The organism is Methanosarcina spelaei, assembly GCF_002287235.1.
GTDB classification, from domain to species: domain Archaea; phylum Halobacteriota; class Methanosarcinia; order Methanosarcinales; family Methanosarcinaceae; genus Methanosarcina; species Methanosarcina spelaei.
The window spans coordinates 17,831-29,848 of the sequence record NZ_LMVP01000068.1 but is presented as its reverse complement, the minus strand read 5'-3'; the positions used below and the strand labels follow the sequence as shown (position 1 = coordinate 29,848).

Below are 12,018 nucleotides of genomic sequence, written 5' to 3'. Positions count from 1 at the left end.
GCCACTCATGCAATAATATTGGGAGGATTGGCAAGCACAGACTTGAGATCTGTGCTTGCCTTAGAATTTATTTTACGCTGTTTTTACTGTTTTCTTGCAGTTTTATGGATTTAATTATATTGGGAGGATTGGCAAACACAGGCTTAAGACCTATGCCTGCCTTAAACTTTATTTTACACTGTTTTTTAATGTTTTGCTGTTTTTTAATATTTTACGCTGTTTTTTAATATTTATTCCTGCGGTTTTATGGATTTAACACAGTTCTCGAGGTTGGTGCAGGTCTTTTCTTCAGGTGTTCAAGGTTTTACTCAATAAATGCTGATTGTTTTACTATTTTAGAGTGGGATTACAGTTTTTCCGTGGATTTCATTCATTACCATGCCAAGAGCCGTATAAAGAGCTCCAAGGCCCATGACAAGTCCTACATAGCCAGCTATTACAAGCAACCCTGTACTGCCGGTTGCGTTTACAACAGCAAGCAATATAAATAACAAAAATAATGTAACAAAGACAAACTGGAGGGCACGGATTCCTATTTTCATAGTAACGATCAGCATAACAAAGGTATAAACACCCCAGATGAAGAGATACGCGGCCATAGCAGTTCCAGACGACGCTTCAGCCCATCCGATTGCAGGCATAATAAGTAATCCTGCCAGTGAGAACCAGAATAGGCCAAAAGCGGAAAATGCAGTCCCTGCGAAAACATCTCCTTTTTTCCAGCACATAATTCCTGCAAACACCTGGGCGAACCCACCTAGAAATATTGCCATCGAGACAATCATTGATTCTACAGGGTATACCCCGATGTAGCTCAGACTTAACAGGACTGCTGCAAGGCCCAGTCCGGTAAAACCAAGGGGGGCAGCATTTGCAGTCTTGTCAACTATTACGGTAGCAGTTCCTACGTTTTCGCTCATGGTTTCACCTGAAGCCAATTTTCTAAAAAAAATCAAAAAAAAGAAGTTTAGGGCTTAGAGCCCGTAGTTTTCGAGTTTGAAAACTGCAACTTCTTGTTTGAACTTTGTCAGGTTGTCGCTCATGAACTTGTCAGCATCGTCGGTGAGAGCTTCAAGGTCAGCCTTAACCTTTGCAAGAGCATTGGTTTCGAATCTTGTAAGTCTGAGCTTGCCGGAGTTGGTACCTTCTTCGATGATGTTGCAACATTCGATTGCTGCGTTCTTTGAACGGAGATAGTTGTTCTCCCCGTCCTTTGCGATTGCCTGCCCTACCTTGTAGGCATTGTCGTAGGCAAGCACATAGCCCTGCGGGTCTCTGTATTTGTCCGAGAGCACGAGAATGTCTCTGAGATCCTTTGCTTTTCCGGTTTTAAGTGCAACGTTCATCATGGAACAGTCGTATGCAAGGGTCTCGGACCAGCACTGAACAGTGGTACCGCCGAATTCACCATGGTATTCAACTGATTCGTTGGACCAGAGGTCACAGCACTGCATGACAATGTTACCCATCAGATCAGAGTGGGCACAGGTTGAGGTCTTGCCTTCCTGAGCAATTGGCACACCTGCAATGGACTTTATGATGCTGTTCTCATAACCACAGTCCTTTCCAGGGCCTACTGCACCGGCTTCATATGCACAGAGGGATCTTGCTGCAGAGATTGCCCTTGCAACAATTGCAGTTGTGTGGGCAAGGTTCTTGTCAAGCAGACCACCTGCAATGAACATTGCAGTGTTTGCCTGGGCACAGTCTGTGTCACCAGAAGCTACAGTTCCGGTCTTCTTTGCAACATCTGCAATGTCGGACCAGACCATTTCCATGTCCATGCTACCGAGCACACCGATACCGAAGAGAATACCTGCAGTGTCGTTTCTCAGAATAGAATAGTCGAAGACTTCCTTACCGCCCATTGATTCAACTGCAAGCAGGTCTGCACCATTGTTGGCAACTTCTTCAAAGGCTTCCATAAAGGTGCTGTACTTGTCTCCTCTGAGCTGGAGGTAGTCACGGTCTTCACGGATATCACCAATTGTGTGGCGAAGTGCACACTTTATGCCATATTCGTCATGGTATTCTTCCATGATGGTCTTCTGGGCATGTGCAACAGCTCCTCCCCAGGTGGGGTTGTTGGACATCTGCTGAACGTGTTCAGTTTCAAGAACAACAGAAGGAGCTCCGATCTGGACCATCCTTGCCATAATGTCGGTGGTGATCCTTTCATACTCTTTTATGAGTTTTTCTTTGGATGCACCGGCTCCAGGCCTTGGGGCGTAGTTTACTTCGGGAGTCGTGTAACCGGCACCAATTTCAAGGCCAAGCCCTGCTTTTACAGGGAACTTTGAATTTCCGAAAATTAGTTCATCTGCGTTAGCGTAAGCCATTGAAGTGTATTTTTTTACCATTTTTGCTCCCTCCTCAGTGTTTGTGGAATTCCTCTCTTAATGCTGTGATATCTTTAGTACCTGCAACGATTGCGTCAGCAATCTTGGGGGCATCTGCAGCTTCTTCACCATAGACTCCAAGTTCATACTGAGACACGAAGTCCTGGTTCACAGCACCGCCACCACATGCGAATGGGATCTTTATTCCCTTCTCAAGGAGCTTGTCGTTAACTTCCTTGAATGCATACATGGTGGTTGTCATAAGAGCAGTACCTGTGAGCATCATTGGCTTCTCTTTTTCAACTGCAGCGATTACTTCGTCTACAGGAACATCTCTTCCAAGGTCAATTACCTCGTAGCCGTTTGCTCTCAGAAGGGCAGCAACAATGTTCTTTCCGATGTCATGGACGTCGCCCTCTGCAACATGGCAGACAACCTTGCCCCTTGGCTCGGGTACTTCGGTGGTCTGGCTCTTACAGAAGTCGATTCCTGCAAGCATGGCATCAGCGGACATCATAACGTTCGGGAGGAAAATGATACCTTCATCGTAGAGTTGGGTTACAACTCCCATTCCTACCATCAGGGCATCATCGATAAGGGCGATTGGCTTTTTGCCTGCATCGATTGCAGCCTGGAGTGCGTCAACTACGTCATCCTCTTCTCCCTCATAGATTGCTTTTGCAACAGGATAGATGAGTTCGTCTTTTGGATAAAGCTCTTCTGCGGCTTCATCAGGGGTCATTTCCTTTTCGAGGGCGACGTTGTAGCGTACTAATATGCCATCGATGTCTTCCAGTTTCAAATCCAACATATTTTAACCTCCATTTATCAAAAAGGTCTCGGATTGCTCAGATCGTTGACCCTGCAAGTTACATCTCCCTGAAGTTCTCAAGCTTTTTTGCCGGATACTTCTTATATACAATGTCAAAAAATTCGAAAACCTCCAGATCGAATTCTTTCCATTTGGGGGAACTAGATAACTTTAAGTGGTGTACTGGTTATTCAGAATCTGGATTTCAGTCCTTTCTCTCGTTTTTCAAGCTTTCTGAAAAGGGCTTTTGAGTTATTTTTCCCGTTTTTAAGTCTTCTCAGAAAGCTCTTTAGTTGCCAGGTCCAGATATTTTTTATTTTCCATTTCCTGGCTCTAATGATCTTTTTTCCAGTTAATTCTGATAAGTGTACTCCCTTTAGTATTCCGGGATGCACTTGCAGATCACAGTTAGATTTTATTGCATATACCTTCACCGATGCTAATTTTTGAATCGTTATAATTTTATAATTCTCTTCTCAATTTTCTCTGCAAATGATTTTATTAAAAAGGAGTATTTTTTTGCCCTCTTTGATCTAAACAATGAGATCAAAATTTATGTGACAATTATTTTTCATTCAAAGGAAATTTCGTTGCAGGGGGTGAAGATAAGGAGGTTTTTATTTTGAGCGAGGAGGTTATCAAGTAGATTTGTTTTCTTACTGGAAATTTGAGAAGGCAAAATTGGATGATCAAGGTATGTTTTTGAAAGCACACAAGTGAAATGAATCTCCTGTTCAGTTCTCCTCAGAAATCCCATAACTTCTTGCTTTTGGTGGGAACTGCTTGAGAACTTTCACAACTCCGATCTTTTAACTCTCTGGTGTTTATTTAGATTCGTTATTTTGCCGTTTTTCAACTCTTTTTTAAACAGAGACAAGCTATTTTCCTGGGAGGTTATTCCGTCTCTGTATTGAATTTTTCATTAAGTATGCCTCTTTATAACTGTTTGAAATTCTGCTGCTGATCCGTAGTCAGTTTTCTCCAAATAGCTGAAAGAGTACTTTACCTCTCTATTTGAGGGTCATCTTCTTGACAGGGGGCGATGACTATTTTATCCTATATATAATTTTTGCGTGCCAGGTCACGGTTGTCCTGTACAGGAAACATTCTTCCTTTATCATTTATCTATGTTCATGCCGCAACTGTCCTCAATAGGAAACTTTCAAACCGGAACTGTTCTTCCTACTTTGGTGTCCTTATCTTTGCCAGGCTGAAAAACCCATCATTCTTACTCTCGAGTTTAAAAAGATTCAATAAAGAAGTCCTAAGTTATCAAACTCTTTCTTTATAATCTGCAGTCCCTTCTCGCAATCTTCGGGAGACTTGCCGCCTGTGATCACCAGTTTGCCAGAGCTGAATATTAGCACTACTATCTTGGGGTCCCCGAGCCTGTAAACAAGCCCGGGAAATACCTCTGGTTCGTACTCTACGTTTTCCATACCAAAGGCTATAACAATGGTATTCAGGTTCAGGTTAGTTTCCAAATCAGCGGTGGCTACAATATTCTGAATATGAACCTCAGGTTCTGGATTTATTTTCTCACAGCCAATGGATCTGAGCGTGTTAGCCAGATTGATTATGGCCATATTAGCATTTTTGACAGTCTTAGCTCCGGTACATACTACTTTTCCGGAGGTGAAAATTAGAAAAGCAGCCTTTGGACTCTCAATTCTGTAGACCAGGCCAGGGAATTTCGCTTTATTATATTCTGCTTTCTCCAGCCCTGCCTCAATCTTCTGCAGGTCGAACTCTTCCGCCAGGGTGGTGGATGCCACCACATTCTCTATAGTTATTGTATGCTCCATGAGACATATATCTTAAATGTTCTATAGAAGCTATTATCGGTTTAAGTCACAAAGTTGTTAAACATTAGCGGTTTGTATGGAGCAAAAAGTTAGCGCAAGTATTGTAAAAATAGCAAAATTGGTAGTCTATCAGTAAATGATTGATTTTTCATAATCAAGTTCCAATGCAAGAGTTATTTTATTTTCACGTGTTAAAAGAGGTCTGCTACAAACCAAACTGCAAAGCTAAAGGCTTTAAAACATCATGAAGGGCATTCCAAAAAATAACAACAAAATAATAAAGGATGGCCAAAGCTTTCCAACTTAATAAATGATTGTGGCCTGGCTATAGCCTGGTCTTTTTCTTTCCACTTTTTTGAAGGAAAGCTGCCTTTCTTTAGATGTCTGCTTATTACCATCCGCAACTTTAATAAGTTCATCTGTGGGCACGGACATTACTGCAGAAAGCATCTTTATTCTTAATTGAGATTTTCTTTCTTTTTAAGAGCTTGATCGTGCATTAGTAGATGGTTGATATTTTGTGTTTAGTTTTTGCTCAGTTACATCTGTTTTCTAAGTTTACTTGTGTACAGGAAATTAAGTGTCATAAAACATAAAATGAGAGCGAAAAGCGAATGTGTAACTACCTGGAAAATATGAACTGATTATTAAGGTTCCACCAAGAACTTCCATTTTTGGAATTTTATATGCAGAAGTTACACTTTCCTTTTCAATATTTTCCTGATGCCTGAAAGAAAGCTTAATGTGCCCTATGAATTCGGAGTTCAGCTTTTCTGCCTGATTTCTTATGCTTTCCAGATTTGAATTGAAATTATGGTCTGACACAAATTTAAAGTTCAGTTTTTCTGCCTGATTTCTTATGCTTTCCAGGATCTACTCGGAAACAAAAATTGCTTTTTCGATGGGCCTCCTGTAGCGCAATTTCAAATTAGGATGAACAAACCGAAACTCCAGACATTTGAATTGAGTTTTTCTTGCCTAGAGTCACTTTTCTCCTGTTGTTTTCTTCAAGCAACTCGAGCAATTTGTCAAAATTTTCTCCTCCGTGACGAGCCGAAAAATGAATCATTCTTGCTTTAGGGTTTAATTTGCGCAGGAACAGGCAGATTTCCAGGAGCTCTTCACGATTGTTTATCAGTTCAACTTTATTAATGCCCAGGATCTCAGCCTCACCTACCTGATTTTTCATGAAATTTTGCGGCTTGCCTGTCTCTTGACTCAGTTGGCCAGCATCCACAAGATTCACTATTGGGGCAAAAGTTATTCCCGGGATTCCCATATTCTCAATATTTTTTTTTATTTGCCCAGGGAAAGCTATTCCTGTGGGTTCTATTATAATAGTGTCCGGACTATAAGATGAAATGAGACTTCTCAAGGTGTGTTCCATACTGATTTTCAGGGTAAAGTAGACACAGTCACTTGTAATTTCCCTGGTTTCAACCTCTCCTTTTGAGATAGTATCATTGATCCCTATTTCTTCGATCTCGTTAACCATAACTGCTACTTTCTGCCCCTGTTTTCCCAGGTGTTCGACGAGCTTTCTTATCAGTGTGGTTTTCCCGCTTTCCGGGAAACCTCCGATTAGTATACATTTCATGCCTTTACACCTTCCATAAGTTAAGCAGAGTCCGAATCAATCTCTGGATAATGGCAATGCCTCTACAGAATGTCGAAAAAATGACGAGACATTGCCATGAAACTGTAACTGGGGTTTAGGAGTTTTTTCAGGATTTATCTCCAGAGATTATTACTTATTTTGGCTCTCTGATTATCAATTAGATATTCTCTCAATTGTATATAGCTTAACCGTCATTGTTTTTTTATTGACATGTAATATTTTCCCCTTTTAAAAACAAGCTTTTCCTTAAATTTCATGCTTACCTGAATTTCCAACATGTTATATTTCCAATACTACAAGAGGGATAATAAAATTATGTAGATTCGAAAAAAATAAGTCATTAAATATTTAAGGGCATTAAAAATTTGAAGGCTTGATTTGCATATTTAAAGGAGTCCTGAGTATCCAGAGCTTTGAAGAGATTGACCCTGCTTACAGGTCAATAGCACTTGTAATATTCGGCATAAATATAAGAGGTTTTCAAATTAGAATTTTGATAAAAACTTACCTTCTATTTCACTATTCGTGGACGTATCTGTTTTCTTAGATTGGATTGCTAGTAAAATAGCATAGAACTGGTTAGAGATAAGAACACACATAGGAGATCTTCACAAAAAACGGTTGTTAAATTAGATCTGGATTTTTTAGAGTAATTTGATAGCCTCTCTAAAAGAGCTTTCTTTTTCAATATACTTTAAATATTATCTCTACAATATATATTATGCATTATCAGAAAGTAAATATAATCTTCACAACATTAATTTATTTCTGGCTGAAAATTATTTCGGCTCTTCGCCATTCTCTATGGATAAGATAATTTTCAATTCAAGACCGCCTTGGTTTTTATGAGGACATTATGAGGATATCCACACAAAACAACGAAGAGTCATTATTCTCCGTTTTTAAGGCAAGAACGTTTTATCATTGACACACGAATATATGTCTGAACAGGGTCCAAATAAGCAATGATAAAATCTTAATTGCTTCTAATACTGATTAACGCGATACGTATCGTTGATATGAAACGCTTTTACTCCATCATCTCTTGACTAAAGGCTGAAACTGTGCTGCTTCATGATCGTGGTAGATTTTAGGAGTAAATTCTGGCGAATTTGTTCCGATTTAGATTATGTATGAGTAATTGGAAGCTGATAAACATGAGTTCCCTTATAGACCTGATTTTTTTCTCTGAAAAAAGAAAAAATCTTCTTGTTCAGTTAGCTAACGGGCCGATGGATATTAACGAGATAAAAGAAGTTCTCAACGTAAACTCCTGTGCTCTAATGCCTCAAATCAAAAAACTGAAAGATATGGATATGATAGTGCAGAAAGGAAGTATCTACCAACTTTCGGATATAGGAGCAGTAATCGTTGAAAAAATGCTTCCTCTTAAATCCGTTCTTGACGTTTTTGACGGAAATAAGGACTACTGGTCAAAACATGATAGGTCTCCTATTCCAAAACATTTAATTAAGAAAATTGATATGTTGGAAAAATGTAACCTGGACGAGCCTGATCTTGACCACATTTTCGAGTTTCCAGGGTATTTGCGTGACAGACTGAATGATTCAAAAACTATAAAATCCTTTTACTCTTATTTCTGTCCTGATTGCCCGTCGATTCATGCTACCTGCGCGGAAAACGGGGCCGAAGTACACCTTATGCTTGATGAAAAAGTGTATAACAGATTTAAAAATGATTTTGAAGAAGAATATAATGTGTTGCTTGAAAATAAAGTGTCACTTTATATATATTCCGGCAAAATAAGGCCCTCTTCTTTCATGGTTACAGATAACTTCCTGATGCTGAAACTCTTCGGAAAAGAAGGAGAATTCGATCATAGGAAGATCACGAGTTTTACTCCAGGTGCCCTGGAGTGGGGCAATGAGCTGGCTCAGTATTATATAGACCGTTCTACGAAGATCAATTAAAACAATGAATGTTGACTATAAAGATCAGTTAAAACTGAAGATCAATTAAAACAATGAATGTTGATCATAAAGATCAATTAAAACTGAAGATCAATAGATCAAAAAAATATGAGGAAAAATTCATTTTACTTACTAATTTCTTCCTCCTGATCACCATGCTTATGCTTTTCATGGTGATTATGTTCGTGGTTATGTTCATGTTCGTGGTTATGTTCATGTTCGTGATTATGTTCATGCTCGATTTTGCTTATTTTTATTTGCTTTCTCTCAAAGACCTCATGTACCGAACTATTCACAGCGGCTTTAACAGCTTCTTTGTCAGCATTTGAGACCGCTGAAAGTATCTTGAGAGTAGGAGCTGCTCCTTCCTTTGATTTGATTACATCTTCCTGGGGCTCTTCATAATATACTGTAACGCTTTGTTTTACGGTTTCTGACCCATTGTCCAGGAAAAGCTTAATATGCCCTATAAATTCGGGATTTAATTGCAGCACCTTCGCTTTTACTGTGTTCATCAGTTCGGTTGTTAATTTCCTTGCAGCCTCAGTACTCAGGTTTCCGTTTTCAACCGCGAACTCTGCAGAATAACTGCCTACTTTTGAGGCTTCTATCGAACTCTCGGTTTCCTGAGGCGTAGAAAGTTCGGCTTTAGAAGGTCCGGTTTCTGTTATCTCAGCTTTCGTTGTTTCAGCTTTTATGGATTTTTCGGGTAACTTTTCAAGATCCGGAAGCACTAACTGCATGAAGTTCTTAAAGCTCTCGCCTGTATCTTTTCCTGAAAGCAGGACCACCCTGGCTTTCGGATTCAATTGCTGGACCGAGGCTTCAAGTATTGGAAGCCGGATAGGTTCTATCAGGTCTATCTTATTTATCCCTAGAATTTCCGCATCAATAATCTGTCTCATGGCAAATTCTTTTACTTCTTTCATCAAATGCTTGAAACGGCTGCCGTCAATCAGGGTCACAAGAGGAGCGATTTTTACCTGCTCGCCAAGATTCATGAGTTCTACTTCTTTCTTTATTATATTCGGGAAAGCTATTCCTGTAGGTTCGATCATGAGAATGTCAGGTTTGAATTCATTTATAAGATAAGTAACTGTTACCCTTAACCCTACTTTCAGAGAACAGCAGATGCACCCACTTGTGATCTCTTTTGTATCGAACCCGAACCTTTTTATCACATCTCCGTCAATGCCGACTTCCCCGATCTCATTCACTATAATAGCAACTTTTTTTCCTTTTTCTGCAAGGTATTTACCCATATTGATAATGGTGGTTGTCTTCCCGCTTCCCAGGAAACCTCCAACAACAATAACTTCCATTTTTTTTCCTCCGTTTTCTACCGTTTTCTACTGTTTTCTATTTCTGTCACTTTCTTTTATAAAATTAGTATAAAACTTTACCTTTAGCTCAGGGATATAACTGTCAATTTCTCTATTCTTAAATATATTTCTTTATCTATAATCCGTTCTCTAGAAACAGTTTGAAGATAAAGGAAAGCGATTTTTATCTCATGTTAAAAAGTTACATATTTCATTAAGAGGTCACATATTCAGGTTGAAGTTACATGTTTCATAAGAGGTCACATATTTAGGTTGAACTCTACAAGCAATCAAAAACATTATTAGAACCTTCGGCTGAAAGCATGTGGCTACAGGTATTCGATATGCTGCACTAGCATGAAAAATCGTAAAACAGCAAGTATTTGAGCATATCATAATTTTATTCATATATTATAATTTATTCATTATAACTTTGCTCATATATTATAACTTTGCTCATATATTATAACTTTGCTCATCTATTACAACTTTACTCAATACACTTAAGAAGATATGGTGGTTTCCGGGTAAACGGTCTGGAGGAAACCTGAGCACAGAAACCACCTTGCTGTTTTTGGAGGTTAAAGAAAATTAAATTATATTGGGTTTTACATAACTGGAAAGCTTATCAGTCGTTGAGTTACAATTTCTTATGATATTACTTACTAAATTCTGACCGAAACTTTGGGTCAAGATGCAGTTTTTCGTAATCTGACCATCGAGATGTGTTAACCCTAGTCAGATGTTTTTTATTTTACTTTATGCGACCTCTGATAATCACATAATCTCTGGTACTCATGTATTTCATCTACTCGATGCTCATGTATTTCATCTACTCGATGTTCATGGTGATCATGCTCGTGGTAGCAATTGTGTTCTTCATCATGACCATAGTGATGTCCATGTTCGTGATCATGAGTATGGCTGTGGTCGACCTTATGTACTTCTATCCCCATACTTTCAAAAACTTCCTGTACCGAACTGTTGACTGCACTTTTAATGGCTTCCTTCTCGATATTTGAGACCGCTGAAAGAACTTTAAATCTTGGTGCAGTTCCTTCTTTTGATTTGAAAATATCTTCCTGAGGCTCTTCATAATAAATAGTAATGCTCTGTTTCACAGTTTCAGACCCGTTATCCAGGAAAAGTTTTATATGTCCTAAAAATTCGGGGTTTAGTTCGAGAGCCTTTTCTTTTATTTTGCTCATTACTTGAGTTGTAATTTCCCTGGCAGTCTCCTTGCTTACGGCTTCTTTACTTTCGATCGAAAATTCTGCGGCATAGCTGCCGACTCCGGATGCGGCAATTGAAGACTCGTATTCCTGTGCCTTAATATCGGTTTTTTCTTCTGCTGTATTAATTTTTTCCGTAACTTCCATGTTACCAGGAAGAACCATCTGCATAAAGTTTTCAAATTTTTTTCCGGTATCTTTCCCTGAAAGCAGGACCACTCTTGCATCAGGGTTCAGTTGCTGGATTGAAACTTCAAGAATAGGAGTTTGAAGCGTGTCAATAAGATCCACCTTATTTATACCCAGGATTTCAGCATCTACGATTTGCCGAATGGCAAAGTTCTTTGCCTCCTTCATCAGGTGTTTGAAACGGCTCCCATCTATCAGAGTTACCAGAGGGGCAACTTTAACTTCCTCACTCAAGTTCATTAATTTGAATTCGTTTTTTATGGAACTCGGAAAAGCAATTCCTGTGGGTTCTATCATCAGAATGTCAGGCTCATATTCCTTCATAATGGCATTGACTGCTGTCTTCAATCCCATTTTTAGAGTGCAACATATGCAACCGTTTGTGATTTCCTTTGTATCGAATCCGAATTTCTTTACTATATCTCCATCGATACCTATTTTTCCGATTTCGTTAACAATTATTGCGACCTTTTTTCCTTTTTCTGCCAGGTATTTGCCCATATTGATGACAGTTGTGGTCTTCCCGCTTCCCAAAAAGCCACCAACAATAACTACTTCCATTTTTTGTCCTCTTCTCTTCCATTTTTACTTATGGTTTTTTCTATCTTTAGATAGGAACCTTAAATCTCCACGATTTTTCTAATCACGAAATTTAGACTTTAACTTCTTTACTCTCATAGTATATCTTTTTACCCCTAATTTGGTATATGTGAAAACTTTTTTGATGGCCTATTTATCCTATTTATCATTTCCATTACTAAATTTTGGTAT

Annotated in this window: 9 protein-coding genes; 1 reads left to right on the top strand and 8 read right to left on the bottom strand. The window is 39.0% G+C overall.

Going from position 1 to position 12,018, the window contains the following annotated elements; genetic code table 11:
* Window positions 1-335: 335 nt before the first annotated feature.
* The 6 genes from ASJ81_RS05225 to ASJ81_RS05190 form a co-directional block, all read right to left on the bottom strand.
* On the bottom strand, window positions 336-920 hold the full coding sequence (locus ASJ81_RS05225; protein ID WP_095643566.1) for an acetate uptake transporter: 585 nt from the start codon (window positions 918-920) through the stop codon (window positions 336-338).
* 54 nt (window positions 921-974) lie between these two features.
* Window positions 975-2,360: a methanol--corrinoid protein co-methyltransferase MtaB gene (gene mtaB, locus ASJ81_RS05220; protein WP_095643565.1), complete on the bottom strand. Its 1,386-nt coding sequence runs from the start codon at window positions 2,358-2,360 to the stop codon at window positions 975-977.
* Window positions 2,361-2,373: 13 nt separating this feature from the next.
* On the bottom strand, window positions 2,374-3,150 hold the full coding sequence (gene mtaC, locus ASJ81_RS05215; protein ID WP_095643564.1) for a methanol--corrinoid protein MtaC: 777 nt from the start codon (window positions 3,148-3,150) through the stop codon (window positions 2,374-2,376).
* 1,250 nt (window positions 3,151-4,400) lie between these two features.
* Window positions 4,401-4,955, bottom strand: a complete 555-nt coding sequence (locus ASJ81_RS05200) for a TATA-box-binding protein (protein WP_095643561.1) — start codon at window positions 4,953-4,955, stop codon at window positions 4,401-4,403.
* A gap of 303 nt (window positions 4,956-5,258) precedes the next feature.
* Entirely contained in the window at window positions 5,259-5,405 is a 147-nt protein-coding gene (locus ASJ81_RS22625; protein ID WP_170943205.1) for a hypothetical protein, read from the bottom strand.
* Between the two features lie 478 nt (window positions 5,406-5,883).
* Window positions 5,884-6,552, bottom strand: coding sequence for a GTP-binding protein (locus ASJ81_RS05190; protein ID WP_245859831.1), 669 nt, complete (start codon window positions 6,550-6,552; stop codon window positions 5,884-5,886).
* Between the two features lie 1,178 nt (window positions 6,553-7,730).
* Here ASJ81_RS05190 and ASJ81_RS05185 point away from each other — a divergent pair.
* Window positions 7,731-8,504 carry a helix-turn-helix transcriptional regulator gene (locus ASJ81_RS05185; RefSeq protein ID WP_245859829.1) on the top strand — a complete coding sequence of 258 codons (774 nt, stop codon included), beginning with the start codon at window positions 7,731-7,733 and terminating at the stop codon, window positions 8,502-8,504.
* A gap of 125 nt (window positions 8,505-8,629) precedes the next feature.
* Here ASJ81_RS05185 and ASJ81_RS05180 read toward each other — a convergent pair whose 3' ends face one another.
* Window positions 8,630-9,826: a GTP-binding protein gene (locus tag ASJ81_RS05180; protein WP_095643558.1), complete on the bottom strand. Its 1,197-nt coding sequence runs from the start codon at window positions 9,824-9,826 to the stop codon at window positions 8,630-8,632.
* A gap of 749 nt (window positions 9,827-10,575) precedes the next feature.
* Window positions 10,576-11,808, bottom strand: a complete 1,233-nt coding sequence (locus ASJ81_RS05175; protein ID WP_095643557.1) for a GTP-binding protein — start codon at window positions 11,806-11,808, stop codon at window positions 10,576-10,578.
* Between the last annotated feature and the right edge of the window lie 210 nt (window positions 11,809-12,018).

What these genes read in the sequence shown, in the direction of transcription:
- ASJ81_RS05175 (WP_095643557.1), bottom strand. Translation starts at nt 11,808, where the DNA reads ATGGAAGTAGTTATTGTTGGTGGCTTTTTGGGAAGCGGGAAGACCACA.
- ASJ81_RS05180 (WP_095643558.1), bottom strand. Translation starts at nt 9,826, where the DNA reads ATGGAAGTTATTGTTGTTGGAGGTTTCCTGGGAAGCGGGAAGACAACC.
- ASJ81_RS05200 (WP_095643561.1), bottom strand. Translation starts at nt 4,955, where the DNA reads ATGGAGCATACAATAACTATAGAGAATGTGGTGGCATCCACCACCCTG.
- mtaB (WP_095643565.1), bottom strand. Translation starts at nt 2,360, where the DNA reads ATGGTAAAAAAATACACTTCAATGGCTTACGCTAACGCAGATGAACTA.
- mtaC (WP_095643564.1), bottom strand. Translation starts at nt 3,150, where the DNA reads ATGTTGGATTTGAAACTGGAAGACATCGATGGCATATTAGTACGCTAC.
- ASJ81_RS05225 (WP_095643566.1), bottom strand. Translation starts at nt 920, where the DNA reads ATGAGCGAAAACGTAGGAACTGCTACCGTAATAGTTGACAAGACTGCA.
- ASJ81_RS22625 (WP_170943205.1), bottom strand. Translation starts at nt 5,405, where the DNA reads ATGCTTTCTGCAGTAATGTCCGTGCCCACAGATGAACTTATTAAAGTT.
- ASJ81_RS05190 (WP_245859831.1), bottom strand. Translation starts at nt 6,552, where the DNA reads ATGAAATGTATACTAATCGGAGGTTTCCCGGAAAGCGGGAAAACCACA.
- ASJ81_RS05185 (WP_245859829.1), top strand. Translation starts at nt 7,731, where the DNA reads ATGAGTTCCCTTATAGACCTGATTTTTTTCTCTGAAAAAAGAAAAAAT.